The organism is Nitrospira sp. (assembly GCA_016715825.1).
In the GTDB taxonomy this organism is placed as follows: domain Bacteria; phylum Nitrospirota; class Nitrospiria; order Nitrospirales; family Nitrospiraceae; genus Nitrospira_D.
This window is the reverse complement of sequence record JADJXO010000009.1, coordinates 56,203-82,173: the sequence shown is the minus strand read 5'-3', so window position 1 is coordinate 82,173 and position 25,971 is coordinate 56,203. Positions and strand designations below refer to the sequence as shown.

Annotated in this window: 26 protein-coding genes; 16 read left to right on the top strand and 10 right to left on the bottom strand. The window is 55.9% G+C overall.

Annotated elements, in window-relative coordinates:
• The first annotated feature begins 89 nt into the window (after positions 1-89).
• Positions 90-380: a hypothetical protein gene (locus tag IPM58_15370; protein MBK9308422.1), complete on the top strand. Its 291-nt coding sequence runs from the start codon at positions 90-92 to the stop codon at positions 378-380.
• On the opposite strand, the gene IPM58_15365 is transcribed toward IPM58_15370, so the two are convergent.
• Both IPM58_15365 and IPM58_15360 read right to left on the bottom strand, forming a co-directional pair.
• The gene (locus IPM58_15365) at positions 381-1,613 is read right to left on the bottom strand and encodes an MFS transporter (GenBank protein MBK9308421.1); all 1,233 of its coding nucleotides are present in this window, start codon (positions 1,611-1,613) and stop codon (positions 381-383) included.
• A 206-nt stretch (positions 1,614-1,819) separates the two neighbouring features.
• Positions 1,820-2,215 (bottom strand): hypothetical protein, encoded by a 396-nt coding sequence (locus IPM58_15360; protein ID MBK9308420.1) that lies wholly within the window; start codon positions 2,213-2,215, stop codon positions 1,820-1,822.
• Positions 2,216-2,310: 95 nt separating this feature from the next.
• Between IPM58_15360 and mtaB the strand changes: the two genes are divergently transcribed.
• The 3 genes from mtaB to IPM58_15345 all read left to right on the top strand — a co-directional run bounded on the left by mtaB (position 2,311) and on the right by IPM58_15345 (position 6,612).
• Complete coding sequence (mtaB, locus tag IPM58_15355; protein MBK9308419.1) at positions 2,311-3,687, top strand: tRNA (N(6)-L-threonylcarbamoyladenosine(37)-C(2))-methylthiotransferase MtaB; 1,377 nt, start codon at positions 2,311-2,313, stop codon at positions 3,685-3,687.
• Positions 3,684-5,015 carry a tRNA (N6-isopentenyl adenosine(37)-C2)-methylthiotransferase MiaB gene (gene miaB / locus IPM58_15350; protein MBK9308418.1) on the top strand — a complete coding sequence of 444 codons (1,332 nt, stop codon included), beginning with the start codon at positions 3,684-3,686 and terminating at the stop codon, positions 5,013-5,015. Before mtaB ends, miaB begins: the two co-directional genes overlap by 4 nt.
• A gap of 679 nt (positions 5,016-5,694) precedes the next feature.
• A complete protein-coding gene (locus IPM58_15345) occupies positions 5,695-6,612 on the top strand; it encodes a hypothetical protein (protein ID MBK9308417.1) in 918 nt (305 codons plus the stop codon).
• A gap of 12 nt (positions 6,613-6,624) precedes the next feature.
• Here IPM58_15345 and IPM58_15340 read toward each other — a convergent pair whose 3' ends face one another.
• From IPM58_15340 to IPM58_15330, 3 genes are read right to left on the bottom strand one after another with little or no spacing between them, the layout of a single operon-like run.
• Entirely contained in the window at positions 6,625-7,341 is a 717-nt protein-coding gene (locus tag IPM58_15340) for a ribonuclease H-like domain-containing protein (GenBank protein MBK9308416.1), read from the bottom strand.
• Positions 7,338-7,742, bottom strand: a complete 405-nt coding sequence (gene mutT, locus IPM58_15335) for an 8-oxo-dGTP diphosphatase MutT (GenBank protein ID MBK9308415.1) — start codon at positions 7,740-7,742, stop codon at positions 7,338-7,340. Before mutT ends, IPM58_15340 begins: the two co-directional genes overlap by 4 nt.
• Before the next feature lie 7 nt (positions 7,743-7,749).
• Positions 7,750-8,466 carry an A/G-specific adenine glycosylase gene (locus IPM58_15330; GenBank protein ID MBK9308414.1) on the bottom strand — a complete coding sequence of 239 codons (717 nt, stop codon included), beginning with the start codon at positions 8,464-8,466 and terminating at the stop codon, positions 7,750-7,752.
• A 180-nt stretch (positions 8,467-8,646) separates the two neighbouring features.
• Between IPM58_15330 and IPM58_15325 the strand changes: the two genes are divergently transcribed.
• The 3 genes from IPM58_15325 to IPM58_15315 all read left to right on the top strand — a co-directional run bounded on the left by IPM58_15325 (position 8,647) and on the right by IPM58_15315 (position 10,145).
• Positions 8,647-9,117, top strand: a complete 471-nt coding sequence (locus IPM58_15325; protein ID MBK9308413.1) for a hypothetical protein — start codon at positions 8,647-8,649, stop codon at positions 9,115-9,117.
• 211 nt (positions 9,118-9,328) lie between these two features.
• Entirely contained in the window at positions 9,329-9,688 is a 360-nt protein-coding gene (locus IPM58_15320; GenBank protein ID MBK9308412.1) for a PilZ domain-containing protein, read from the top strand.
• Between the two features lie 94 nt (positions 9,689-9,782).
• Positions 9,783-10,145, top strand: a complete 363-nt coding sequence (locus IPM58_15315) for a PilZ domain-containing protein (protein ID MBK9308411.1) — start codon at positions 9,783-9,785, stop codon at positions 10,143-10,145.
• A gap of 65 nt (positions 10,146-10,210) precedes the next feature.
• On the opposite strand, the gene IPM58_15310 is transcribed toward IPM58_15315, so the two are convergent.
• Positions 10,211-10,753 (bottom strand): NUDIX hydrolase, encoded by a 543-nt coding sequence (locus tag IPM58_15310; GenBank protein MBK9308410.1) that lies wholly within the window; start codon positions 10,751-10,753, stop codon positions 10,211-10,213.
• 200 nt (positions 10,754-10,953) lie between these two features.
• On the opposite strand from IPM58_15310, the gene lon reads away from it, so the two are divergent.
• Positions 10,954-13,362 carry an endopeptidase La gene (gene lon, locus IPM58_15305; GenBank protein ID MBK9308409.1) on the top strand — a complete coding sequence of 803 codons (2,409 nt, stop codon included), beginning with the start codon at positions 10,954-10,956 and terminating at the stop codon, positions 13,360-13,362.
• Here the strand turns inward: lon and IPM58_15300 are convergent.
• The 3 genes from IPM58_15300 to IPM58_15290 are packed head-to-tail and all read right to left on the bottom strand — an operon-like array spanning position 13,359 to position 15,967.
• Positions 13,359-14,627, bottom strand: coding sequence for a hypothetical protein (locus IPM58_15300; protein ID MBK9308408.1), 1,269 nt, complete (start codon positions 14,625-14,627; stop codon positions 13,359-13,361). The two genes, lon and IPM58_15300, sit on opposite strands and share 4 nt — an antisense overlap.
• 54 nt (positions 14,628-14,681) lie before the next feature.
• Complete coding sequence (locus IPM58_15295) at positions 14,682-15,140, bottom strand: LPP20 family lipoprotein (protein MBK9308407.1); 459 nt, start codon at positions 15,138-15,140, stop codon at positions 14,682-14,684.
• On the bottom strand, positions 15,137-15,967 hold the full coding sequence (locus tag IPM58_15290; protein MBK9308406.1) for a hypothetical protein: 831 nt from the start codon (positions 15,965-15,967) through the stop codon (positions 15,137-15,139). The genes IPM58_15295 and IPM58_15290 overlap by 4 nt, the downstream gene beginning before the upstream one ends.
• Before the next feature lie 263 nt (positions 15,968-16,230).
• On the opposite strand from IPM58_15290, the gene IPM58_15285 reads away from it, so the two are divergent.
• The 7 genes from IPM58_15285 (at position 16,231) to IPM58_15255 (ending at position 22,880) form a co-directional block, all read left to right on the top strand.
• Positions 16,231-17,253 carry an alkaline phosphatase family protein gene (locus IPM58_15285; protein ID MBK9308405.1) on the top strand — a complete coding sequence of 341 codons (1,023 nt, stop codon included), beginning with the start codon at positions 16,231-16,233 and terminating at the stop codon, positions 17,251-17,253.
• Positions 17,254-17,258: 5 nt separating this feature from the next.
• Positions 17,259-17,732 carry a hypothetical protein gene (locus IPM58_15280; GenBank protein MBK9308404.1) on the top strand — a complete coding sequence of 158 codons (474 nt, stop codon included), beginning with the start codon at positions 17,259-17,261 and terminating at the stop codon, positions 17,730-17,732.
• Positions 17,725-19,080, top strand: a complete 1,356-nt coding sequence (locus tag IPM58_15275) for a HEAT repeat domain-containing protein (protein MBK9308403.1) — start codon at positions 17,725-17,727, stop codon at positions 19,078-19,080. The genes IPM58_15280 and IPM58_15275 overlap by 8 nt, the downstream gene beginning before the upstream one ends.
• Before the next feature lie 103 nt (positions 19,081-19,183).
• Complete coding sequence (locus IPM58_15270; GenBank protein ID MBK9308402.1) at positions 19,184-20,281, top strand: HEAT repeat domain-containing protein; 1,098 nt, start codon at positions 19,184-19,186, stop codon at positions 20,279-20,281.
• The gene (locus IPM58_15265; protein ID MBK9308401.1) at positions 20,245-21,387 is read left to right on the top strand and encodes a HEAT repeat domain-containing protein; all 1,143 of its coding nucleotides are present in this window, start codon (positions 20,245-20,247) and stop codon (positions 21,385-21,387) included. The genes IPM58_15270 and IPM58_15265 overlap by 37 nt, the downstream gene beginning before the upstream one ends.
• Positions 21,380-22,147, top strand: a complete 768-nt coding sequence (locus IPM58_15260; protein MBK9308400.1) for a HEAT repeat domain-containing protein — start codon at positions 21,380-21,382, stop codon at positions 22,145-22,147. The genes IPM58_15265 and IPM58_15260 overlap by 8 nt, the downstream gene beginning before the upstream one ends.
• A gap of 28 nt (positions 22,148-22,175) precedes the next feature.
• Positions 22,176-22,880 (top strand): HEAT repeat domain-containing protein, encoded by a 705-nt coding sequence (locus IPM58_15255; protein ID MBK9308399.1) that lies wholly within the window; start codon positions 22,176-22,178, stop codon positions 22,878-22,880.
• On the opposite strand, the gene IPM58_15250 is transcribed toward IPM58_15255, so the two are convergent.
• On the bottom strand, positions 22,877-24,217 hold the full coding sequence (locus tag IPM58_15250) for a UDP-glucose/GDP-mannose dehydrogenase family protein (protein MBK9308398.1): 1,341 nt from the start codon (positions 24,215-24,217) through the stop codon (positions 22,877-22,879). The two genes, IPM58_15255 and IPM58_15250, sit on opposite strands and share 4 nt — an antisense overlap.
• 188 nt (positions 24,218-24,405) lie before the next feature.
• Here IPM58_15250 and IPM58_15245 point away from each other — a divergent pair, with 188 nt between their 5' ends.
• The gene (locus tag IPM58_15245; GenBank protein ID MBK9308397.1) at positions 24,406-25,956 is read left to right on the top strand and encodes a fused MFS/spermidine synthase; all 1,551 of its coding nucleotides are present in this window, start codon (positions 24,406-24,408) and stop codon (positions 25,954-25,956) included.
• The last annotated feature ends 15 nt before the right edge of the window (positions 25,957-25,971 follow it).

Below are 25,971 nucleotides of genomic sequence, written 5' to 3'. Positions count from 1 at the left end.
CCAATCCCATTTGCCGATTTGACAAACGACGGTCTGGCAATTAGCTTACCCCGGTTTCGTACCCACATTCCTTGAGCCAGGAGGCGGTTATGTTCGTCTGGAGCAAGAAACTCATCGGGGGCCTGTTAGGCACATTCGTACTGCTGTTGACCATCTTCCTGTTCCAGGGCCCTTCGGAGAGCACGAGTGTGCTCAAGACTCACACAACGCAATGGATCATCTTGAACTATGCCTGCCTGCTGGTCTGGCTCTTCGTCTGGATGATCGACCAGGCCCGCGTCCGCGGTAAAAACGTCTGGCTCTGGTTGGTACCGTTCATCCTGGCTCCGCTTCCGACTCTCATGATCTTCGTGCTCTTCCTTCAACGACGACTGTCGTAATCACTCGGAAACTTGCGAGGCTACTGGCTTCAGAGCGGGAGCACACGTACCACTTTGCGGCTCCGGCTCGATAGAACGACGGACCCGCCAGACCGCCCAGAGGCCCGGTAAAGCCACCACCACGGTCAAAACATAAAATTGCGTCCATCCTACCATCTCGACAAGATCCGCTGAGGGACGACCGGCAAAGACCCGTCCTAACGCTTCTAACGAAGACAACAGCGCGAACTGCGTCGCCGTATAGCGCGGATCGCAAAGGGACATCACTAACGCCACAAAAGCCGCCGTGCCCATCCCTCCCGTGACATTCTCGATCACAACGGCCGCCGTCAGCATCGCTGAACTCTTACCCATCAGCGACAAGACGACGAATCCCAGATTGGAAACAGCCTGCAAAACACCGAAGATCAGGAGGGAGCGCAAAAGTCCTGACTTGGTCATCAACAGCCCACCAACAAAGGCTCCTATCAACGTGGCAAAAATCCCGAGTCCCTTGACGGCACCGACCTCCGTGGCGGAAAAGCCCAGCCCTCCGATGAGAAAGGCGGTCTGGAGTGCGGACGCAAAGGCATCGCCAAGCTTGTACAAGATGATCACGGCCAGGAACCCTACTGCCGTGGGCCTGGAGAAAAACTCGGCGAGCGGTGCTCCGATAGCTTCCCTCAGACTTTTGGGGGCATCAGCGACACGCGTCGGGTCGGGGCTGACCAAGGTGATCACTACCCCCACGATCATGACGGCGGCCATCCACAGATAGGTCGCCTGCCAACCGACATAGTCGGCGAGCGCCAGTGCTCCAGCCCCGGAGGCCAAAAGCGCGATTCGATAGCCATTGACCCACACGGCTGCGCCTAGCCCCCGTTCGTGAGGCTGGAGCGTGTCCGTTCGATAGGCGTCAAAGACAATGTCCAGCGACGCAGCGAGAAATGCGACGAGCACGGCATAGGCCGCAAGCCATCCAGGATGAATCTTGGGATTGGTGAGAGCCATCAGCCCGAGGCCAACCGCGACACAGAGCTGCGTCAGAACCATCCATCCACGACGACGCCCCAACCACGGCGGAACCACACGATCCATGACGGGCGCCCAAAGGAACTTGAGTGTATAGGGAAGCCCGACCAGCGTGAAAATGCCGATGGTCTTGAGGTCGACCCCCTCAACGGTCAGCCAGGCTTGTAACGTCCCAGAGGTGAGGGCAAGCGGAAGGCCTGAGGCAAACCCCAACGGCAGCATCACAATGAGGCGCCGATTCAATAACGCAGCAAAACTGAACGACCCTTGTGTCACAGGAATTCACTCATGCGAGAGTGGATGGAGTCGGACTGGCTAGTGTGTAGCAAGCAAACCCTCAGCCGGAACGCAGAATACCATCGCGACTCGTCACATCTCAGCAGAATCAAAAAACGCGCGGGAGCAGCTTCATCCTATGGCACAGCCTGCTAACAGGGCTGGCCATTGAAGAGACAAGGCTTGTACCGCGAGAGGTCGAACTCGGTGTTTTCCTGATAGACCCTCTCGTTACCGTTGACCCCGTCCTGCTCTGGATCGTTCCACATGGTGTGGTTCCACCAGTAGAACAGCGGTTGGGATTCGGTCTGGTAGATGGGATTGCCGTAGCTGCTACGGGAGTAGTCCTGCACGAGTCGGGCCGTCACGTAGTCGATCTGACCATTCCCACCAAGGGAATAGAGCATGATGAAGAGACGGGCCTCGTGGTCGTACAGCTCATCGATGCGCGTATTGAGATCAGGTTCAGCCGGAAGACGGTCGGTGCTCCATCCCGGTAGAGAGTGGCTCCACAGTAAACTGGCAAGCGCGAGACTGAGCCTCTGCAGGCGGAAAAGCTTCACTGTCCCCCCAACGACTTGAATCGGTCGCGTTCAGGTAATTCACGCCCGCGCGAGGCAATATTCGGTAGCCGGAGGCTACCTTGCCGGACCATGCACAGACTCCCTATAATGCCACCCCTATGCTCACGAGCCGTGCCTCTCTACATACGCTTGGCTGCCGATTGAATCAAGCCGAAACCTCGATCCTCGGAGAGGGACTCAGACGGAAGGGGTTCGAGCTGGTCGAGTTCGGCCAGCCGACAGATCTTCTTGTGCTCAACACCTGTGCCGTGACGGAAGATGCTGAACGGACCTCGCGCTACCTCATTCGGAAGACTCTCAAACATTCCCCCCATGCCTTCATTGCCGTCACAGGCTGCTACGCACAAACCGGAATGGAAACCCTGAAACAGCAAGCCGGGATCGATCTCATTGTCGGCCACCAGTTCAAGCTTGAACTTCCAGCCTACCTTCCTGCTGCTCACGAGCTGCGCAAACGGTCGGTCACCGAGATTCACCACACGAAAACGATCTCCCGCGGCGACTTCGACCTGCCACACTTTGCAGAGCCGGATTCAACCCGCGCCCTGCTTAAGATACAGGACGGCTGCAACGCGATGTGTAGCTTCTGTATTATTCCGTTCGCCAGAGGACACGAGCGGAGCAGGCAATTCGAAGACATCGTGCGGGAAGCTGAGAGTTTGACGGATCGAGGCTACAGAGAGATTGTGCTCACCGGTGTGAACATCGGCCAGTACACTCAGCAAGGGCTGGACTTTTGCGCCTTGCTTCGGCAACTCGAGCGAGTCACCAATCTCAAGCGTCTCCGGATTTCTTCCATTGAACCCACCACCGTTACGGATGAATTGCTTGATCTTCTGGCATCATCAAAAAAGTTCTGCCCCTATCTCCACATCCCCTTGCAAAGCGGCGACGACACAATCTTGGAGGCCATGAATCGGCGGCATACGGTCAAGACGTTCGGTAAGCTGATTGAAACGGCACTCGCCAAGATTCCCGGCCTCGGGCTTGGAACCGATCTCATGGTTGGATTCCCCGGTGAGACAGAATCGGCATTCCAAAACACTGTGGCCATTGCGACCGACCTCCCCTTCTCCTATCTCCATGTGTTTCCCTACTCCCCACGACCTGGGACCGCTGCTCTCCGGATTAAGCAGCAAGTCTCTTCAGCGATAGCAAAAAATCGTACGGATATTCTGCTGAACTTGGATCGAGCCAAACGCCTCGTCTTTCACAATGGACAGATCGGCAAAACGCTCCCGGTCCTCTTCGAATCCGGCGGAAAGGATTCCCATCGCTTCGGCACGACTCCGAACTTCACAAAGGTGGCAGTGACGGGTACCAAAGATCTTCGGAATCAGATCATGCCGGTAACAATCACCGCTGCAACCGACCGCTGCACATTCGGCCATATCGCTCCAACCCAGCCAAGACACACCGCGATGGCAATACTATGAGTCTGAAAACCTTCCCTTACGTGCATATCGAAACGTTCGGCTGCCAGATGAATGAGGCTGACAGCGAGCTGGTTCGCTCGCTGCTGAAGCAGCAAGGCTTTGTCTTCACGGAGGACCGTGAACGAGCCGATGTCTTGCTGGTCAATACCTGCGCCATCAGAGAGAATGCTCACAATAAGATTTACGCGCACCTTTCCGAGTTGAGAGCGGTCAAGAAACAACGCCCCCTTGTCGTCGGCGTGCTGGGGTGCATGGCCCAGAATTTAAAGACCGACCTCGCGGACAAGGCACCCATCGTCGACGTCCTCGCCGGCCCAGATTCGTACCGACAACTCCCTTCATTGCTGACCACCGCGCTCGCAGCACAAGAACAGGGATTAGCGAAGAAGGGATTCGCCCTCGATCTCTCCGAATATGAAACCTATGAAGGGATCCTGCCGGACCGCGACAGCCGGGTGAATGCCTGGATTACCGTGATGCGCGGATGCGATAACTTTTGTTCGTTCTGTGTCGTTCCTTATACCAGAGGACGTGAACGGTCCCGCGATCCGGAATCCATCTTGACCGAAGCTCGTGACGCTGCCGCCCGCGGGTTTAAGCAAGTCACCTTGCTTGGCCAGAATGTAAATTCCTACCGCCATGGAGAGTGGGACTTTGCCACACTCATTAGGGCCGTCGCAGACCAGGCCAACATCGAACGGGTACGGTTTACCTCTCCCCATCCCAAAGACTTTCCACCCACATTGATCGAAGCCATTGCCACACACCCTAGGGTCTGCAAACACATCCATCTGCCGCTTCAATCGGGAAGTGATCGAATCCTCGAATTAATGGGGCGGACCTATACAGGAGCCGACTACCTAGCCTTGGTCGATCGCATCAGACACGCTATCCCAGACATCGTCCTGACCACGGATATCATCTGTGGGTTCTGTTCTGAATCCGAGGACGACTTCCAAGCCACCTTCCGTCTGGTGGAACAGGCTCATCTCGACTCAGCCTATATCTTCAAGTATTCGGAACGAAAGAATACGATTGCCGCAAGAAAATATGCCGACGATGTGCCGGACCAGGTAAAGGGCCAACGGGTATCCCAGCTCGTCGACATGCAACGGGCGATCACGGCAGACCGCAACCGCCGCCATATCGGCAAAGAGGTAGTGATTTTAGTCGAGGGTGACGCCACCCGTTCATCAAGTCAAGGAATGGGGAAAACGGATGGGAACATCACGGTGGTCTGGGACAAGCACACCGGTCACCCAGGTCCAGGTGCTATGGTGACGAAGCATATATTCGATGCCTCGGCCGCGACCCTCTACGGAAAATGACCGCCTGAGACACTTGGGCTGTTTTCCATATGAGACACCTGTCTCACATTTCGGTGCAATTCTGTACGCCCGACCTTGAAGCCGAACATTTTCTGACGATTCCACCGTCTTTCTTTTGACGGTTCTTCTGGCTGTCATACCTAGCCCTCTGCCTTGGGTCGCGTTGATCGCCGCTTCGCTCTCAAATATTTCCAGACCTCTTTTACCTCCGTTGAAGGGGATAACCCACGCCTAACAGCATGATCATTAATGACAAACTGTCTAGGAGCCGTCGAACTTTTCCCCTCCCTAAAAACCTTCCAAGCTTTCAGCGTTGACAAGATCACGCTTCATGGTTGCGCTGCTTCTTCCAGATTACCCTGAAAGCCATAAAAGGCATGAACCTTGCTTGGCTTGAAAGTCTGTCGATTGTCGCAACGATGAATTTTGCCTCTCGTTATGAAGCCCGCTGATTTGGATTCAAAGCCTAATTCCACCCCTCCCGAATCTCGCATGACACTCGAGGTGATCATTGCCGTCGGGGTCTTCGGATGGTTGGCAATAGGTATGGTCCTCATGGGATTCGATATCTGGTAATTCCAGCGTTGATTGTTAGGTACGGATAGATCGAGACAAATCGCTGTTAACCCAGACAGTCCTCACGTAGGACCAGACGGGACGAAAGATGAGGAGAACTCACATGCGCGCATATTTAACTCTTCGCAGGGCCCACTATGTCGGTGTACTGACGTATCTGAGTCTGCTCGCAGGTGGATGCTCGATGTTTTCCGGAGAGGCGACGGTTCACAAGGATGCAAAGGGATCCGTCTATCTCAAGCAAGTCGCAGATTGGTCGTTTGAAGCAAGTCACCCGGCCATGATCGACCCCATGACGATGCTGAAAGTCGTCAAAGGCGTGGTGACTGATAGTGCGTTGCAAATGCCCGCCAGTGGCAGCAAGCCGATGAGAGTATTCAGCGATGAGGACGCCGTGTTTCTTGCTCCCCTGCTAGCCCAAAGCTTATCGCAAGCGAAACCGGATCAAATTGTCGGTTTCAAGGTGTCTTCATCGGCAGGGTCAGGCGCTGAACCCACTGCGGGCACCCTCTATCTCCGTAACGGCTCATTGCATCTGACCATTGCCCCTTCGACAGATAATCGGGCATCTGGATTCGTCCCAAACTCTGTGGCTCGCCTTGAGAAGGCTCCTTCCTTTGTTGCGATGGGAAGCCGTGCGGTCACGATGATCATCGACCAACAGGCTCTCGCAAAGGTTCCAGAGCCTACTGTTGAGCCAGCGGCCATTGCTGGAAGGACTGTGCCAGAACCGGAATTGATGGCCGCCGGCCAGGACCTCCATGCGAATGGTTCTCTGTATGGGGAATTCACCGAACTGAACGGCGATGACCTGTTGAACAAGAAGCTGGATGAGCTGCGCGACGCGCGTGCGGCCAACAAAATGAAGGATTCAGAAATCGCCACCCTCAAAAAAGAAGCGGCCCGTATGAAGAAAGAGCTCCGTCAACGTGCGGAGGAAGTGAAAGCTTTGAAGGCTACCAAGGCATCGGCCAAACCAGCTCAGAAAAAGAAGTCCGCTGAGGCCCGCAAGGTCCGGTGAGCACCGTGTGAATCAGCCCACATCGTGGAGCTCGGGTTGTAACAAGACGACTTCTCGAGATAACGGCTGGCGAAAGTTCATACGGCAGTAGCACGCATACGTCACATACGTATCCTGTAAACAATAGTGGGCCAGTTCACGCCTCTGCCTCTTCTCCCACATCTCGGCGACTTGTTCCCCGCTCCCTGACTTGGTTTCTACCTGCAGCGCTCGGGCGAGCACATCGAGCTTGACCCACCCCCGCATATCCCAATTGCTCCAGATCGCCATCGTGTCATAGACCGGTTCACTCCGGAACTTGGCCAGATTGATCTCAAGACTGGGCTTCACCTGATTGATGATCGACCGTTTCTTGATGAACGGGAGATCAAACCCAAGCCCATTGTGCGTAATGTACAACGTGGGGCGGTCCTGAGCCAGGCGGGCCCAAAATTGGCGAAGCAACTCGTGTTCGTTGGCCCCATACCAAGCGACGGCGCTCCGCGCTTCCATCTGATCGGAAAACTCCAGCAGACCGATGCAGACGATGCGGCTGAAAGTCCCGTCGAACGACGATTTGGCATAGGACTCATCCTCCGCGCGACGCTGCTCCTCAGCAGCTCCAGCCGCAAAGAGATCGTACCGTTCCTCGATCAGAGAAGCTTCATCCCTTGTGGAGGGCTTCCCTACAAGACGAGCCCACTCTTCGCGAGGAGCCTGAACCGTTTCAATGTCGAGCACAACCTTCATCGAGAAGCTCCTAATGCATCACGTTGGAGAGCCTGAATGATGGCCTGGTCGGCTGGAGGGAACCTAAACCGCGCCAGCTCCTCGGGAGGCACCCACCGAATCTCCTCACAGCCGATTGGAATAGGCTCTCCCTGTTCAATAGTACAGCGAAAGAAATGCAATTCCACGATCTTATCCGGATAGTCGTGACGGACGATCTGATACGGAATCGGGAGGTCGATGGAAATACTGAGCTCTTCGAATAGCTCCCGCTGCAGACATTCCGCTAACGACTCTCCCGCTTCTCGTTTCCCACCGGGGAACTCCCAGAATCCCGCCAGATGGACACCGGGCTTTCGACGAGCGATCAGATACCGTCCCTGACGATGAATGATCCCTGCCGCAACTTCAATGACCCGCATAGTCAGCCTACTCTTGTTCGATTGAGGTCCGAGAGAACGGGTATGTCTTGCAGATAGATTTCATGGGGCACAGGAGACAGTATGGATCACGGGCCGTACACACCATCGCCCCAAAGTCCATAATGGCCTGATTAAAGTCGTACCCTTTCCCCGCTGGAATCAGGGCTTCCGATAAGTCCCATAACCTCGTCTTCTGAGTTTTTGGATCGCCTTCGGCAACAAAGATCCGGTGCAAAACCCGGATCACATTCGTGTCCAGAATCGGCGCATCTTCATTGAACGCAAATGAGCGAATCGCTCCGGCGGTATAGCGCCCAATCCCTTTAAACGAGAGCAACTCATCGGCATCATTAGGCAATTTCCCTCCATACCGCTCCACCGTTTCGCAAGCAATCCCGTGCAACCGTTCGGGTCGAATGTTGTAGCCCAGGGGGTACCAGGTTTTCTTGACCTCCGCCACCGGCGCCTCCGCCAGATCTTCGAAGCTCGGATACCGCTCCAGAAATTCGTGGTATTTGGGGATGACCCGATCGACTTGTGTCTGCTGCAGCATTACTTCGGAGACGAGTATATGATAGGGGTCAGAAGTTTTTCGCCACGGCAGATCGCGGCCATGCTCCGCGTACCACTGTAGAAGCCGCCGTTGAAATCGACGCCTCGTAGAAGAATCCGGTAAGCGAGCCTTGCGAGATTTCTTTTTGTTGGATGGAGATCGCGCGGGCATGTGCCGATGCCTTCCCACCACTGCTGTTCAGTCGATGGCATTGTAGAAGTCCCGTCCGACAAAAATCAAACACCGCGCAGCATGTGCATCATGAAGGAGCTTTCGTCACAAGCTCCCGGGCAATCTGTTCAAAGCTCCTCCCTCGTGGTAGGCTCTAGATACCCCCGCGGGGAGGGAGCCATGAACCAGAAAACGTTCCGATATCTTTCCATACAAGCCTCTATTTTGGTTGGAAGTGTGGCCTTCATAGGGTTCCCGCTTCCATCTACGGCGGAAACCCTCCACGTGCCGTGGGAGTGTTCTAACTATACTGGTGATGCACAGACGCGCTGTGTCAACGCTTTGATCGAGGCACAACAGAAAAAGATCGCCGAGCTGGAAGGAAAACTCCAAGCCCAAGAAGGAACCGTCAGTCAACTAAAAAGCCAACTCGATCGGCAATCGACCGCAACGGCTGATTTACAACGACAACTGATAGAACGTCCGACCACTAGCGTAATCCCTGTTCCCTACTCTTATGCCTACCCGTTCGGCCTCGGGTTCGGCCTTCACTTTGGGAACTCCGGACTTTACGCGTCCCCCTACTACGGTCCCTACTCCCGTCATTTCGGAGGTCACCGACATCATGGGTATTGGGGTTACCGCTGGTAACAACTGACCAAACAGACTAGACCAGTCCCCCACTTTTCTCACCTCTCCACCCATGACTGTTGGTATCCGGCTTTTCGTTGACAAGATGAGTTCGGACCAATAGTCTGCTCAGTAGAATGCTCTATAAAGACAACTTCTGATTCACGCGGACTGAATTCCGTTATGTTCGCGGGCCGGTGAGCGCCCGGCGACAAGAGATGAGGACATAGGCATGGTTGTTCGGAAATTCCCTCGCTATCCAGTTACCATATCCAGCACGTTGGTCCAAAGGGATAAGCTTCGATACAACGCCTCAGTAAAGGATCTGTCCCTGAAGGGTTGTCGGCTGGAGAGTGTCATCAAACCGTTCACCGGCATGCAGCTGGAACTTCTGGTTGACCTGCCCGGCGAGGCGACACCGATTCACATCAACAAGGCGACCGTCCGGTGGACCGGCTCTCACGGCATCGGCGTCGAATTTTCTTCGATGGCGCCTGCCGAGCAAGAACGACTGAAACGAGCGGTCGAACAGCTCTCCGTGACGGCGGGCCAGGCCGTCATACTTCCGAAAGAAGAGCTTCCCAAGACCTAGGCCAACTCCCGAGGTGTGGCACTCGCTCTGACTAGCTTCAAGTTTTAGCAACGGATCGCCGTTTCAATATTGCCTTTCTGGTAAGGAGGAACCGGTGCGGTGGTGGAAATCGTCGGCAAAAGCCAAGGAGGAACCAGCAAACCCAGGCGCTGAGCGACGAAGAGAACCCCGAATCGGAGGAAAGTTTAAAGTCCGGTACTCCGGGTCTGATGGCGATACGATCATCATCGGCAATGGGACCATCACCGATCTCAGCCGTTATGGATTCGGCATTCAGGGGAACAAACGTGTCCGGCAAGGGATGGAGTTGGGCCTGTTCCTTGAACTACCGGATTTGGAGTCTCCGCTCTGTATTCCCCAAGCCATTGTCTCCTGGGTCGACGGACGACGGTTCGGCGTTGAATTGCAGGCCGACCGCAACAAAGACCCCGAATGGTTGGAGTATCTGTCGGAGTAGAGCTACCTCTTAGTCACACCCCTCCACGACTCCCAAATCATATGGAAGAACATCGGTCTCCCTACTTAAAACGCTGGCTCGTCCGGAAGGCTGGCGAGATGGACCGAAAACTCCCCGTTTTTCGCGTCGGCGACATAGCGCCTCAAGGTTTCACCGACCACAGGGAACGCCATCGTTTCCCAGGGAATTTCTGAGAGGGGAAATAGTCTCACCTCCAAGCTCTCCAGTCCGGCCTGAAACTCTGGCGTCTTCATCCGACCACGAAATACCAAGTAGACTTGTCCAATTTTCGGGAGACTCAGCACCGCATACAGTCCCGTAATCGTCACGTCAGCACGGGCTTCTTCCTGCGTCTCGCGAATCGCTGCATGCTCCGTACTTTCTCCAAGCTCCATGAATCCGGCGGGAAAGGTCCAGAGGCCAAGCCTCGGTTCAATCGCCCGACGACAGAGGAGTATCTGGTTTTCCCATTCCGGGATGCAACCTGCGACGATTTTTGGATTCTGGTAGTGAATCTGGTCACATCGATCGCAGACATGACGAGGCAGATTGTCGCCAAGAGGAATCTTCCGTGTGACAGAGGCACCACAGTGGCTACAGTAATTCATACGAACAGGCAGCCTCAGATCGTTGACCTGAAGCAATAGACGCAGTATGAAATCCTAAGATACCACGCATGGATAGCACAAACGCCCCTACTTTGCACGTAAGGCTCCAACCTTGGCTTGGCGCAGATCCCTTGACTTCCGTGCGAGAACACCTATCAGGTTGTTATAATGTTGTGAACTCTCAGCAAGGATGGGGCACGATGGAAAACAATGATGTATTGTCCACATTACCGATATTACCGGTCAAACGTACGGTGTTGTTTCCCGGAGTGATGATGCCGTTGACAATCGGACGCGAACGGTCGATTGCCGCCGTTAATGCGGCCATGAAGACGGAAGACAAGATGATCGTCGTCGTAGCTCAGCGAGATCCTCAAACCGAGGAGCCTGGCTTATCGGATCTCTATTCTATCGGCACGAAAGCAATTATCAAGCAACTGGGCCAGTCGACAGAAGGAACGGTTCACGCTCTCGTCCAGGGATTGGACCGAGTCGTGGTCCTGAAAGAAGTACAGTCCACTCCCTATTCCACGGTTCGTGTTCGGACGCTCGAGCCTCCTTCCGACAGCGGGCCGGAAGTCCAAGCCCTGCATCGAGCGATTCAGGAATTGCTGTCCGATCTGCCCCGACTCATTCAGGCGCCAGGTGTTCAAGAAGTCACTACTGTCCTGAGCAATGAGGACGATTCTCTCTCCCTAGCGTATCGTATTGCCTCTTTAGTGAATCTCAATGTCGTCGAGGAGCAACGGTTGCTGGAATGTACTTCAACGCTCGACCTGCTGCGTAGTCTCTACGCTGCGCTTTCGAAAGAACTTCAAATCCTTCAACTGCGAGACAAGATCGCGAAAGATGCGCAGACAAAGATCGGGAAGAGCCAGCGAGAGTACATCTTGCGCGAACAGCTGAAAGCCATCCAGGAAGAATTAGGGGAACGCGAAGACGACGAGAACGAGGTGGCACGTTTAAAGAAACAAATCGCTGAAGCCGACCTCCCTGATCACGTTCGTAAGGAAGTCGAACGGGACGTCGCCCGGCTCGGGAAGGTCCCGCCGACGTCACCGGACCATCAGGTCCTTAGAACCTACCTGGAGCTGGTCCTCGAACTCCCTTGGAGGAAGGCCTCAGAAGAGCATCTCGATCTCTCCACGGTTCGTCAAGTGCTCGAAGATGATCACTACGGTATTAAGGAAGTAAAGGAGCGGATCGTCGAACACTTGGCCGTCTTGAAACTCAACCCGACGGCCAAAGCCCCGATCCTCTGTCTAGTCGGCCCTCCTGGTGTCGGCAAGACCAGCTTGGGACAATCGATCGCGAGGGCAATGGGCCGGACCTTCGAACGGTTCAGCTTGGGCGGCGTCCATGACGAGGCTGAACTGCGAGGCCATCGTCGCACCTATGTCGCATCATTGCCGGGCCGCATTATTCAAGCGATCCGACGAGCTGGCGTCAACAATCCAGTTCTGATGCTGGACGAAGTCGATAAAATGGGGCGCGATTTCCGAGGGGATCCCGCAGCAGCGCTGTTGGAGATTCTTGACCCAGCACAGAATCACACGTTTCGCGATCACTACTTGGATCTGCCGTTCGATCTGTCGAAGGTCTTCTTCATCACCACGGCCAACACCCTCGACACGATCAGCCAGCCGTTGTTGGACCGCATGGAGATCATTCGTCTGCAAGGGTACAGTGAGCGGGAAAAGGCCGAAATTGCCCGTCGCTACTTGTGGCCGAGACGGCTCAAAGAGGCAGGCATCATGGATCGCGAAGCGGTGCTTACGGACGAGGTCTTGAATCTCGTCATCTCGCGCTATACCCGTGAAGCCGGTGTGCGCCAACTCGAGCAGATGCTGGGACGGTTGACCAGAAAAGTCGCCTTGACGTTTGCCGACCTCCCGGAAGACCAGGTACGCCAACCCGTCACGATTCAGGCCGACATGCTGGCTGAATGGTTGGGCTCCGAACGGTTCATGCCTGAAGAAGCCCGGAAGAATCTTCCTCCTGGCGTAGCCACAGGCCTCGCTTGGACTCCCACCGGTGGGGACGTGCTCTATATTGAAACCACGCTACTCCCCGGCAGCCATGATCTGACCCTGACGGGACAGCTAGGGGATATCATGCAAGAATCTGCGCGCGCGGCACGGAGCTATCTCTGGTCGCACGCGGAGAGTATGGGTTTGGACATTTCACGTTTTAAGCGAAATGGCATCCATATCCACGTCCCTTCCGGAGCCATACCCAAGGACGGCCCCTCAGCGGGAATCACTATGGCGACCGCGTTGGCGTCGGTGTATGAGGGTAAGGCGGTACGAAGCGATACGGCCATGACGGGCGAAATCAGTCTGAGCGGACTAGTCTTGCCGGTGGGCGGCATCAAAGAAAAGGTGCTGGCCGCCCACCGCGCCGGCATCACACGCATCATCCTGCCGAAGGCGAATGAGAAAGATCTCAAAGATGTCCCGCAAGAAGTACGCGACGAGTTGACCTTTATTCTGGCTGAGCGAATCGAAGAGGTGTTACCAGCAGCCTTCAATCCTGATTCGCATTACGCCTCAGTCGGCAGCGGTAAGAACCCTCTGACAACCTCTGGCACCGACAGCGCAGATACTTAAGCTTCATAGAAGGCACGAACAATCTGTGTCGTGTTGAACAATACGGCATGCTGCCTGGTATAGACGGCGTGACCATAGTAATGGTCGCGAGGATTGCTTGAGCCGATGCTGTCTTTGTAATCGACCAGGAGACAGCGCCCTTCACTCGGAATGCGCACGGCGCGCCTGGCACATTCCAGCCAGCGCTCGAATCCATCATACGGCTCGACCATCTCCCACACCCGTTTGTTTGCCGCTTTAGCTGACTCCGTCTGCGGGACGGCATCAGTGCCGGCCACCGCCAGTTCTTGAACATAGTCTCCGCCCCAAGCGATCGGCATCTCCATCGTAATCTGCGGCAGCTCCATTTTCGCCAGCCAGCTTTTTCCATCGGTTCTCAGGTTACGGTGATTCACGATGTGGAGCAAGTTCCCGATCCCGGACGGGTCCCACCCATAGCGGACGGGCGTCCCATAGGTCACGATGTCGAGCGAGGCTCCGTTGAGGAGTGTGGCCGTCGCAAGCAACGGCTCGATTCGGCCTACAATCTCGGCGACCTCCGGCTGGTTGGTCTGTTCTGCATAGCCACTGAGAATACTAAGCAGCTTGGAGCGTCCGGTGATTGGGCTCGAGCAAAGAAAATTCGACACGAGGGCCAGAACCAGCCCCGCTTGCCCATGTCCCTGTATGAGAATCCGATGTCCCTGCTGCAGGTTCTGCCTCTCACATAATCCATGCAGTTTGGCAAGTAACACCACCGCGGCAAGCGCTCGCCCAAGATGATGATGCTCCGATGACCAGAGTAGCCTGTCACAGGAGATTGGCTGAGCCAGATTTGTATTGATGGCCCTCTTGAAAGATTGAACGTTGGCGTCCATAAAGTTGCCTGCATCACCAACTTGCTCATCCAGCAAGGCTTTCGTCTCATCATCGTCTTTGAGCGGCGGCTTGCACCCACCCGGCAGCAACGGGATACCATTGCTTTCTTCACGCATCGCTGCGAGCAAGGCATCGACCCCCGATACACCTCGCGAGTACCCTCGTTTGAGCCCGCCCACCTCGTCCAGCCGCTGCATACCGAACACATCAGTACCGTGGATTGAACCATGGATGAAGACAACGCTGGCAACACCGGCCTGAGCTAGACGTTCCCCAGACCGAGCCATTGCCTCGCCCCATTCTGGGGAATCCGGAGAAACGGTATCCGCCAGGTCGGCACTACTCAATCGCTCGCCCGGGTTCTTCCGTGACAGCTCATCGTGCTGGAAATTATTCTCAACCGGCATGTCCGATTACATATCTGATATCGGTTGGAAGCTGCAACAAGAGCATTGAGACAACTACGGAAGACGAGCAGGGGCGGATTCTTGATCGGGAGCGGGGGCCGATTGAACACGGTTCTTGGGCATCACAGCAGTGGCGGTACACATCTTATTTTCCTCATCGATTCGGCGGTCGATGATCTTCACATCTTGCAAATATTCCTGCACAAGCTCCTCACGGGTCAGCTCGATATCCTGCTCGCTCTCGCGCCCCGATCGTTCGCGGACACGATCGATCAGATGTTCCTTCACAAGCACGCGAATCTGCTTGGCTAAATCGGTTCGAGCCGAAAGCTCCGACACCCGTTGGCAAACCATCTTGCCTTTCGTGAGATCGCCCTGTCCTCGACCGATCCAATACTGATCTGAAGAATAGCCACCGTTGTCGGATACTGCTGCTTCCAGCCTGTTGGGGCCCCAGCCTGCATTGATCCAGAATCCAAGAGCGACGATGAGAATCCCAACCTGGTTTTTCATCGTCGTTCGCCTCCCCTCGGATGGTTTACCTGAGGAGGCCTCGTCGGAGCACGATGGATCATTTCATTGGGCGTGCGCGAAGCACCTGAGACGCCAGGCGGCGGAATCATTTCGTGTTTTGGCATCTGCGGTGGCCTGCTTCCAGGTGTAGGCGGTTGTCCAGGGACCCGTGGTTGCCGGTAGGCGATAATCTGCTGCGCAACTGCAATATGGGGGTTGGCAGGTGAGAGTCCGCTCGCGCTATTCAGTAGACCTTGAGGAACGCCACCTGGCGAGACAAGCACCCAGCTCGTCCAAGCTTGTGACACCATGGCATTCGACTGGACACGATTGAGAATCTCCTTCCGCTTTTGAGCCGCCTGCTGGACTTGCTCAGGAGTCGCCGCAGTGCCCAGCGTCTGAGTTACGGTATTCAACTCTTCTTGGAGTTGTTCGTTCTCTCTTTTCAGCACAGCCAGTTGTACCCGTGCATCTTCGTTTTCCCGAAGAGCTGTGATCGCCCGCGCCACTTCGTCCGTGTCCATCTGTGCAAGCAGATTCGCCTGTATCACCACGACATCGCCGTCGAGAGTGGTCGTGACCTGTTGGGTGAGCACGATTACCAATCCGGCCGTGTAGGTACGGATTTCATCCTTGGTCACGTCCATATCACTGACGACGGTGACACTCTCCAGGTAGACCGCAACTTGCTCGAGAGCGTTTCGCTTGGCGGCGTCGACGGCGAGCTTGATCGCATCTTCACGAGTATCACGGTCTCCCATCCGATGTTCGCCCTGTGCATTCACGACTCGGATGTCGGCCAGCGCTGGATCCTCGAATGAAGACATCACGATGAGAGCGCTGCAAAAAGGAAGAACGCGAAAGAGTTGGTATGGCAGGCCGTTCAACATCACCTCAGCTTCCCCTGTCACACAATCGGCTTGGGTACAAGCCTAGCAAAAACGCTTCTCATTCAGCATAACAGTAGGACGTCGGCCTAGCCAGCATTCTGCGAAAGCATTGCCCCACCTTGCCTTCCAGAAAATTTGCATGTTAGGGTACTAGGTCGTCGGCTCCTACATCGCGTACATATTGAGGGTTATTCTTGGTCATGCAACAACTTTCCCGGTATTTTTCTCTGGTTTTTCTTGGGTTACTAGCTTTCTCCCTTGATATCGGGATCCCAACCAGCAGCCAGGCAGCGCCATCCACCGGCAAAAGGACCGCGTCTTCCACCCCTCAGGCCGAACATGTCGTCCTGTTCGTTCTAGAGGGGTTTAGCCACGATTCGCTCAAGGGTGCGGCAATGCCGGTCTTGAAGAAGCTGATCAAGGAGGGATCCGTCACCTGGACCGCGGGAGGAGTGGAGCCGGCCTTGCGCCTGCCCACCATGGCCTCCCTAATTACCGGCATGCCGGTGGAGAAGCATGGAATCACCTGGAATTCGTTTGAATTCAGCCGAGGCTATCCCCGCCCACCCAGTCTGTTCGACTACCTGGACTTGAGCGGAGGCCGTGATAGTGCCATTTTCTTTATGGATGAATCTCTCTACCAGCTGGCGAAACCGACACCCTATACGGATTATCAACTCTGCGGGGCGTTGCGGCCCGAGTGCGGCCCGCAAAAACTCGTTGCCTACATCCAGCAGTATTTCCAGAAAGCCACGAGCGGGCATGGCTATGGCCATGCCGTCCTTGCATTGCCCCACTTATTGGTGGTTCATCTTCCGGAAGCAGGCAGGGCCGGTCTAACCCACGGATGGGATTCGAAGGAGTATCGAGATGCCCTACAGGCCGTTGACGCATCGATGAAATCCGTGCTCGATCTATTCACGCACTATAAACTCTTGGACCGGACCACCGTTCTGGTTACGGCGCTCAGTGGAAAGGGAACCGACCCTGGAGGCGAGACGCCGCAAAGCGATGCACCGGTCGTTCCATGGATCGTCTCCGGTGCGGGGATCAAGCGCGGCCAAACCATCAATCAGCCGGTATCCATTATCGACACCGGGGCGACGGTAATGCGGATTCTCAAGCTTGAGACCCACACTGAATGGGACAGTCAGGTTGTGGAAGAAATTTTTCAGCCACCGGCGACAGCTCGGAAGTCCATGCCTCGGGTGAAGAAACGTTAAGAACCATGCACGACGGCGTTGCGATACCACGACGGTTCCCGGCGTTCCGATGGACGTTGGGCATCTTACTCATCTTACTGATGATCGGTTCTTCCCAATGGAGCTATGGGGGGGAGCCTCCTGCGCATCTCAAACAACACCTGATTACCATCGACGCAACGAAGCTGGTACCGACTTCATGGTGGCAAGTGCCGGGGATCACCCCTTCCATCTGGAACTCTGATCCCGAGTCATTGGATGCCCCGAAGACATCGGAACGTCGTGAATTACCGTTACGGCCGGGAAAGTATAAGTTCATCAGCTTTACCTTTGACTTTCCCTTTACCGTTAATCTGAACGGCACGCTTGATTTCTCAGCGTCATTGGACCAATGCGTCCAAGGCCGAGGAACCGCGACCCTGGTAGTCCTGTGCAAACGGACATACCCTCACGGTGGACAACCTGACCCGTACTACGAGCAGACCCCTAACCATGGCTGACGTTCTCGAAGATCTCTTAGAAGCCCTTGAAGACGTGGACGATGCCACCCGAGAGGAAGCGGCAAAGACCCTGGCTGACCTGGGTGACCCCGCTACCTTGGATGCGCTGATCGGCGCGTGCAGCGATGACTTCTGGTCCGTTCGGGCTCACGCCGGTTGTGCGGTGTCAAAAATCGGAGGGCCGAAAGCCCTCGAAGCCTTGATCGGGCTGTTCAACGATCCCATCATGGAAGTTCGCGATCAAGCGGTGGACGCAACAGTGCGAATGGGCCCAAGTGTACTCGACCGCCTGCTGACAAGTCTGAAAGACGAACGTTGGCGCGTACGTGAACATGCCGCGAAAGCTGCCGGCAAGATGGGAGACCCACAATCGGTCGATGCCCTGATCCTCACGTGTCGCGATCGTGATGGGGCGGTTAAGAGCGCTGCTGCGGAAGCACTGGGCAGGATCACCGATCCGAAGGCTGTTCCGGCCTTGGTCAAACTGTTCCGAGATTCATCTAAGATTGTGCGCGAAACCGCGGGAACCGCGCTGGTGTATATCGGGCAGCCTTCCGTCGATCCGCTGATTGACAGCTTAAAGGACAAAGACTTTGTGGTTCGATGTCACGCCGCCCGCGCGCTAGGGGGGATGACGACCGACTATCAAATCGGCAAAACCTGGGTCCGCGATGCCAAGGTGGTCGATGCCCTGATTACTGCGCTGAAAGATTCTGATCGCGCCGTTCGTGAAGATGCCACGATTGCGCTCGGGATGATCGGCGACGCCCGGGCAATCAACGCGCTGATGGAAGCGATGAAAGACGGAGCCGTGAAGCGGCATGCCATTGCCTCCCTGGGCATGATCGGCGATTCACGAGCACTTCCCGCCGTGTTGGACGCGTTGAAAGGAAAAGGGATCAAGCAAGAGGGCTCGCCGACGCCTGGGTGCATCGTCAGCGAGGACGCCTTCATCAAGGAGGCGGCGGCAACCGCCCTCGGACAATTTCGCGACGCTCGTGTCATTCCGGATTTGATCATGCTGCTGAAAGACGGGGTGTTGCGTGAAAAGGCCGCGGCAGCTCTGACCGTCATCGGCGACAGCGCCATCGAACCCTTGATCGCCTTTCTCTATGACCCTAAAGCGTCCGAAGTTGAGGCTGAACAGGAGCGTGTGCTGTCCTATGCTTCGGTTCGTCTGACGGCAAAAGACGCTCTCAAGCAGATCACGCTCGAAACCCTGGAAAAACTTGGCTGGACACCTCTCGATGAAGCAGTGGAAATCAGCTCCAGCCAAGCGGACAATCTACGTATCGATCGGCCATTGGGTCAAACCGGACGCTTTGGCCCGTCCGGCGACATCGTCTGATTAAGCCTGGGCAGACAACAATCTGCCGACAACCGCTACATCAGGTGGTCATGACATCACCCCGATCTCATCGACCCGATCGGAGTCTGTAAGGATACAGGATATGACCGACTCGGTGATGGAACAGATCGCTGCACTGAGGGATGAAGATTGGGCAGTCCGGGAGGATGCTGCTCGCCTTCTCGGCACGTTCAAGGATCCTCGTGCCGTGACTCCTTTAATCGCGTTACTTCGAGATCAGGACCGTTCCGTTCGTGAAGCGGCGATTGAAGCCTTACGTGCTATCGGGAAAGAATCGGTCGAGGCTCTGGGGACCTGTCTTGATCAGCCTGACCTGTCAGTCCAGGAAGCGGCATCGGCCATTTTGTCCACCATCGCCGATGAACGTGTGCTTCCTTCGCTGATCCAGGCACTCCGGAGCAGTGATTGGATCGTCAGGATGCACGCGGCCAAGGCGTTGGGGTTGATCCGCCATACCGACACCGTCGTGCCCCTGATCCCACTGCTCCAGGACAAAGTAAAAGCGGTGCGTGAGGAAGCTGCTGCAGGACTGGCGGCCATCGGCGACCCAGCCATTCCATCGTTGGTAGACGCCTTGAGACAGGAAGAATGGCTGGTTCGTCTGCATGCCGTAGAGGCATTGGGGAAGAGCCGATCGGCACAAGCGGTTGAACCGCTGTTGTCGGTCTTGTTCAACGATCATGATTCCGCGGTTCGTGAAGATGCCGTGCGGGCGTTGGGAGCAATCAGGGACCCCAGAGCCGTCGAATATTTGTTGACAGCCATGCGTGAACCGGGGCTTCGAACTTTGGCCGTTGAGGCACTCGGCCGGATCGGCGACACACGCGCCGTTCCTGTCCTGATTGAGGTGCTCACAGGAGCGAAGCCTCCCGAAGCGACACGGGCCGTCGCTGGCTGTGGGGATCAGTGGAATGAAGAGTTCATCACGCAAGGCGCGGCGGCACGCGCCTTAGGCCTAATCGGTGACGAAGCGGCTATCCCTTCGCTGGTGAACGCACTGGGCCAGACCTATACCCGTGCGGACGCGGCAGCAGCGTTAGCCGCATTCGGAGCGAAGGTCGTTCCATTCCTGATTCCGCTGTTAACCGATTCGACGGATGACAATGTTCAATTCCATGTTCGTGAGACGTTGACCCTAGCAGGATGGAGGCCTCGACGGGCCTCGACCATCCACTCCTGAACGCCATGTCGAAAGAAACAATCGAGACCCTGGTCTCCGAACTGGTTCATGAAGAAGACTGGCGACGCATGCGCGCAACAGCAGCCTGCGTGGCGGGTGGACCACGGTCCGTTCGCGCACTCATCGAAGCTCTCCGGTCTGGGCCGTCGGAGTTGAAGAAAGAAGCCGCTGCGATGTTGGCTCGAATTAAGGATCCGCAAGCCGGCGTGGCGTTGGTCGAACTCCTTGAACATGATGAGGAGGCGGTCCGAGGTGCCGGTGCGGCAGCCCTTGAGCAGATGGCAGGAATGGTCGATGCCGAGACGGCCCAGGCCTTGGTTGCCTTGCTTCCCAACACACCCGATGGCCAACGAAAGCGGGTGCTGACTCATTTGATCGGGGCAATTCCCACCGCCATCGTTCCACTCTGCGAACTGTTGAAACATCCCGATCAAGAGGCACAGGTTACTGCCGCGTCAATGCTGGATCAGCTCTTAGATCCTCGGTCGGTCGATGCGTTTATCGATGCGATGGGCCAGCCGGCCGTCCGAGACCTCGCCGTCGGCACGTTGAAGAAATTGAGTGCGATCCGGGAGCGGATCGATGCAACGTTCAACGAGTTACGGGAGGTCGAAGGAGCCAGCGAGCGTGAGGAGGCGCGGATGGCCACGGTCATCAATCTCTTGGGGATCGGACGTCCGAGCGTCGAGATCCTCATCGAATACTTAGAAGACGATGACTGGCTCGTACGCGAGGCGGCCGCGGACTTATTGGGAAAGATCGGGGATGTGCGGGCAGTTGAACCATTGATGAAACGGCTCGAACATGACAAGGATACCGGCGTGAAAGAGTTGGCGATCAAGGCGCTCGGGTTGATCGGCGATGCCCGTCCGAGCCAGCTCTATCTTGACGCCCTTCCGATCCGACCCTTACGGGTGTACGCGATCGAAGCCTTGGCCAAGATCAAGGATGTGGGAATCTTGCGCCCGCACAAAGAGCTGTTTGATCAGCTGAAAACCGACCGTGATGGACTGGTCTCCTACAATGCCGGCCTCATCGCCGACAAGCTTGATGCGATCACGGCCAGCGAAACCCACAGCCACGCAGAGGACACAGCGCATGACTGAACAGGGTGCCTCCGGTCGAATTGAACAGCTGATACAGGCGTTGCACGATGAGAACGAAGCCCTTCGTGATCACGCGATCGCAAGCCTTGGCCAGGCCGGTCTGGAGGCGCTTCCTCGCTTGATCGACTTGATGTCCGATGAAGATGCCGTCATTCGTGAAGCCGCAACCAGTGCGGTCGTCCGCATGGGACCGCCGGTCGTGGAGCCGATGCTCGATGCCTTACAGGACGATTCATGGGCGATCCGAGAACAGGCGGCTTCGGCACTCGGGAAATTGCGTGACAGGCGTGCCGTGGAGCCGTTAGTCAGAGCCATAAAAGACCGAGACGGTGCGGTCCGTACGGCAGCCGTCTGGGCTCTTGAGCGTATCGGGGATTCACAAGCGGTGCCTGGACTCATCGATGCACTCATGGACAGCACCCTGCGCGAGGATGCGGCTCGAGTCCTGAAAAAGGTCGGCGATGTACGGGCGGTTGAGGCCTTAATCAATGGGCTTCTGGGCTCTAATTGGATGGTGCGCCGTCATGCAGCGGAGGCGCTTGGGAAAATCGGCGACCCGAGAGGAATCACCCCACTGATCGATTCACTGAAAGATGAGGATTGGTTGGTCCGACGAAATGCGGCGGAATCGCTCGCACGACTCGGCGCGACAGACGCTGTCCAGCCCTTATTGCCGTTACTTGAAGACGAGAACACGATGGTCCAGGAAACGGTTGAGGCAGTTCTGGCGAGTCTTGGATGGAAACCCACAGCGCAATAATTCATTATTAAATAGAGGATAACGACCCATGGCGGACGAAGCTCCAAAGCTGATTCAGATTGCTCCGAAAGGTGGAGAGAAGAAAGATGGTTTCAATCTGGTGACGGAACGGGTAGTTGCGGTCAACCTGGAAAGTCGACAGCTCGAAGTTGAACTCCTGGCCTACGACGGCAAGACCGTCGTCCTCGATGTGGCTGAGGAGGCCCTGGATGATCTTAAGAAACTCAAGGCCGGTGATGGAGCAACCATCCGTGTGGTGGAGGAAGGTGGGAAGCGAGTCGCCACACACTTTAGGATCCGGCCTAAGGATCCGAATACCGCCAGAGCCGACGCCATGCTGCTCGACCTGAATGACTCACACTGGTTGAACCGCAAGTATGCCGCAGAAGTGTTGGGTGAGCTAAAAGACCCGCGCGCCGTCGATCCCCTCGTCGCGTCGCTGAACGACGAGGTCGGCGATGTTCGGCAACGTGCCTATGATTCACTGATCAAGCTAGGCGGCCCATCCGTCCCATCCCTGATTCCACTGTTGGTGTCCGAAGAAGACGAGATTCGCCAATCGGCAACCGAGATCCTTCGGAAGATCGGCAAGCCGGCCGTTGAACCGTTGGCGACCGCGTTGACCGACGCCGACGACCGGCTAAAGACGCGGATCATGAAGGTCCTTGACCGAATGGGATACAAGCCGAAAACGAAGGAGTCAGTCAAGACCCAGTTACCGAGACTGACCTAGCCTGACACAGGCGACCCCTCTGAGGAAGGGTGCTCGCTGGGACGACCAACTGAGATGTAGTGAAAGCCAAACTTCACGACACGGTCGGGGTCGTAGACATTGCGTAGATCAATCAGCACCGGGTTTTTCATGATCCCTTTCAATCGCTCAAAGTCCAGGTTTCTGAATTGATTCCATTCGGTCATAATGATCAACGCGTCGGTTCCTTCTGCAGCATCGTACGGGTCCGCACACGGTTGTAGCGCTGATAGGGTCCGGCAGGCTTCATCGAGTGCGATCGGGTCATAGACACGCACTTTCGCCCCTTCCTTCAGCAACAGTTGACTGATCGCAAGCGCAGGGGCCTCTCGAAGATCGTTCGTGTTGGGCTTGAAGGAAAGCCCTAGCATGCCCAACGTTTTGCCTTCGAGCCCGCCCACCGCATCACGAATTTTCTCCACCATGCGGTGCCGCTGATCTTCGTTCACCTTGGACGCAGCGAGTGCAATCTGCACGGGATACCCAGCATGCTCTCCGGCCTGAATGAGCGCCGCCAGGTCCTTTGGGAAACAAGATCCGCCGAATCCGGCGCCGGCATGCAGAAATTTCGAGCCGATACGATTGTCCAGCCCCATTCCTTTTGCCACCATCTGCACGTTGCCACCAACACGCTCACAGAGATTGGCCATTTCGTTGATGAATGAAATCTTGGTGGCAAGAAACGCATTCGACGCGTACTTAATCAGCTCTGCCGTGGGGATATCGGTCACCACAATAGGAGTCTCGATCAAATACAGCGGGCGATAGAGGTCTTTCATGATCGCGACGGCATGATCGCTATCGGCCCCAATGACCACCCGATTCGGGCGCAAAAAGTCTTCGATGGCCGACCCTTCGCGTAAGAACTCCGGATTCGACACAATATCGAACTGGAACGCGTTCGTTTGGGACTTCTTGATGACTTCACGAAGTCGTTTACCGGTACCCACCGGGACCGTTGACTTCGTCACAATAACTTTATATCCGGTCATGTGGCGAGCGATGCCCTTGCCGACTTCCTCCACATACGACAAATCGGCCGACCCATCACCTCTCGGTGGCGTTCCGACGGCAATAAAGATGACCAGTGCTTTGTCGACTGCCTTGGCAATATCTGTCGTGAAACTCAGCCGACCTTCTCGAACCCCTTTGGCCACCAGCTCGGAAATGCCGGGCTCATAAAACGGAACATCACCCTTTTCAAGCTTCTCAATCCGTCGAGCATCATTATCCATGCACGTGACATGAACGCCGAACTCGGCGAAACAGGCCCCGGTAACGAGTCCGACATAACCGGTCCCAATAACACTAATATGCATGCCCGCCTCCTTACATTAAGTAATACCATCGTGAGTATAGCAACCTGAATGGCCACGAGCAACGAACTCTCGGATAAGCCCCGAGCAGACCCGTGTCCTGATCTCGTTGACTCTTGAAAAACACGTTGAGTACAATCCAACGCGCCTCCGTGCTGGTATGGAGCCTTCGTATCTCCTCGATCTACTCAATGCCCGCTCCAAAGACTTCCAAAATTCCCCGTTGGTTCTTGCTCCTGACTGCTCTGGTGACCGGCGCGGTCGTCATGGCGCTGGAAATCCTCGGCAGTCGTCTGTTGGCGCCGGTGTTCGGCAGTTCGTTGTTCGTGTGGGGCGCCTTAATTGGAGTGATTCTGGCCGCCATGAGCAGCGGATATGCCTTCGGCGGGTGGATCTCCGATCGCTACACCGATGGACGCGTGCCGGCAGCATTATTACTTTTTTCTGGAGCGTGGACCTTTCTCATCGCCTGGGCAAACCAACCGATTCTCTTCGAAATCGAAAAAGTGGTCCAGGACCCTCGCTTGGGTCCCTGTCTAGCGGCATCCATACTGCTTGCACCGCCTGCCTTCGGGCTGAGTGGTGTGCTACCGGCCATGCTACGACTGGCAGTGGCAGACATCGATCATCTTGGTCGGCAGACTGGACGGATGATCGCCCTGTCGACGGTGGGAAGTCTGGCCGGCACCTGGGGAACGGCATTCTTCCTCCTGTCCTGGCTCGGCAGTCAATCGTTGGTCGCATGGCTAGGCGGCATACAGGTCGGACTCGGGGTCTTGTGGCTTGTGAAAGGGACCTCGGCCAGCCGTCCCATCTTGCTGATCGTTCTGGGCTGCTGCTCCCTCTTAGGAGCGAACGCTCTTCAGCCGATTGAACGGTTGAAAGTCCCGATCCACCAAGAGGAAAGTCCGTATCAGCAGGTTCGGATTCGAGAAGATGATCTCTTTCGATATCTGGTATTGGATCGAACGTTTCATGCCACGATGTGGAAAGCCGACCCGGTGTATCTCTTTCTCCCCTACAGCCAAATGATGGTGTCTTCGTTGGCGTTGACTCCACAACCACGACGCGGCCTCATCCTTGGGCATGGCGGTGGCTCCATAGCCAAATGGTTGGCAACACATTGGCCGACATTGGAACTCGATGTCGTTGAGTTTGATCCGGTGGTGGTTCACATGGCTGAAGAATTTTTCGATTATCACCCCCCAGGAAACCATCATGTGTTCGTGAAAGACGGGCGGGCGTTTCTCAATGCCACGGAGCAGACCTACGATCTCATGTGGATCGATGCCTTCGCCCGAGACATGATCCCTTTTCATCTCACCACGGCGGAGTTCTACACCTTAGTGCGGGCGCGACTGAATCCAGACGGAGTCCTTGCAGTGAACCTCGCCTCATCCAGCAAGGAAGGAGACCTTGCCCGAGCTGCCGCCGTCGTACAAACTATGCGTCAGTCCTTCCCCTCTCTCCTGACATTCGCGGTCGAAGGCCCATGGAGGACCAGCATGACGCCGGCAAAAAACTTAATCTTTTTTGGGGGCCGTCCCATCGAAGCTGAACCCGCAGAAGAAATTGCAACTCGGATTTCTGCGATGGCTCAGAGTCATCGTCTACCAATGGAATCCATCGCGCTACTGGGTACCCGCCGGACGGAACCTTGGCCTGCCGGTGTCGTCTTGACCGATGACTTTGCTCCCTATGATTTACTCCTCGGACAGGAGCGATCGCCATTAGCGGAATAGTGCTGAAGCTCGTGC

Coding starts and splice junctions, on each gene's coding strand:
- IPM58_15280 (MBK9308404.1), top strand. CDS start 17,259: ATGCACGACGGCGTTGCGATACCACGACGGTTCCCGGCGTTCCGATGG.
- IPM58_15300 (MBK9308408.1), bottom strand. CDS start 14,627: ATGCCGGTTGAGAATAATTTCCAGCACGATGAGCTGTCACGGAAGAAC.
- IPM58_15245 (MBK9308397.1), top strand. CDS start 24,406: ATGCCCGCTCCAAAGACTTCCAAAATTCCCCGTTGGTTCTTGCTCCTG.
- IPM58_15325 (MBK9308413.1), top strand. CDS start 8,647: ATGAACCAGAAAACGTTCCGATATCTTTCCATACAAGCCTCTATTTTG.
- IPM58_15290 (MBK9308406.1), bottom strand. CDS start 15,967: ATGTCTTCATTCGAGGATCCAGCGCTGGCCGACATCCGAGTCGTGAAT.
- IPM58_15330 (MBK9308414.1), bottom strand. CDS start 8,466: ATGCCCGCGCGATCTCCATCCAACAAAAAGAAATCTCGCAAGGCTCGC.
- IPM58_15260 (MBK9308400.1), top strand. CDS start 21,380: ATGACTGAACAGGGTGCCTCCGGTCGAATTGAACAGCTGATACAGGCG.
- IPM58_15270 (MBK9308402.1), top strand. CDS start 19,184: ATGACCGACTCGGTGATGGAACAGATCGCTGCACTGAGGGATGAAGAT.
- lon (MBK9308409.1), top strand. CDS start 10,954: ATGGAAAACAATGATGTATTGTCCACATTACCGATATTACCGGTCAAA.
- IPM58_15310 (MBK9308410.1), bottom strand. CDS start 10,753: ATGAATTACTGTAGCCACTGTGGTGCCTCTGTCACACGGAAGATTCCT.
- IPM58_15370 (MBK9308422.1), top strand. CDS start 90: ATGTTCGTCTGGAGCAAGAAACTCATCGGGGGCCTGTTAGGCACATTC.
- IPM58_15340 (MBK9308416.1), bottom strand. CDS start 7,341: ATGAAGGTTGTGCTCGACATTGAAACGGTTCAGGCTCCTCGCGAAGAG.
- IPM58_15255 (MBK9308399.1), top strand. CDS start 22,176: ATGGCGGACGAAGCTCCAAAGCTGATTCAGATTGCTCCGAAAGGTGGA.
- IPM58_15265 (MBK9308401.1), top strand. CDS start 20,245: ATGGAGGCCTCGACGGGCCTCGACCATCCACTCCTGAACGCCATGTCG.
- IPM58_15285 (MBK9308405.1), top strand. CDS start 16,231: ATGCAACAACTTTCCCGGTATTTTTCTCTGGTTTTTCTTGGGTTACTA.
- IPM58_15365 (MBK9308421.1), bottom strand. CDS start 1,613: ATGCTGCCGTTGGGGTTTGCCTCAGGCCTTCCGCTTGCCCTCACCTCT.
- IPM58_15320 (MBK9308412.1), top strand. CDS start 9,329: ATGGTTGTTCGGAAATTCCCTCGCTATCCAGTTACCATATCCAGCACG.
- IPM58_15275 (MBK9308403.1), top strand. CDS start 17,725: ATGGCTGACGTTCTCGAAGATCTCTTAGAAGCCCTTGAAGACGTGGAC.
- IPM58_15345 (MBK9308417.1), top strand. CDS start 5,695: ATGCGCGCATATTTAACTCTTCGCAGGGCCCACTATGTCGGTGTACTG.
- miaB (MBK9308418.1), top strand. CDS start 3,684: ATGAGTCTGAAAACCTTCCCTTACGTGCATATCGAAACGTTCGGCTGC.
- IPM58_15250 (MBK9308398.1), bottom strand. CDS start 24,217: ATGCATATTAGTGTTATTGGGACCGGTTATGTCGGACTCGTTACCGGG.
- IPM58_15295 (MBK9308407.1), bottom strand. CDS start 15,140: ATGAAAAACCAGGTTGGGATTCTCATCGTCGCTCTTGGATTCTGGATC.
- mutT (MBK9308415.1), bottom strand. CDS start 7,742: ATGCGGGTCATTGAAGTTGCGGCAGGGATCATTCATCGTCAGGGACGG.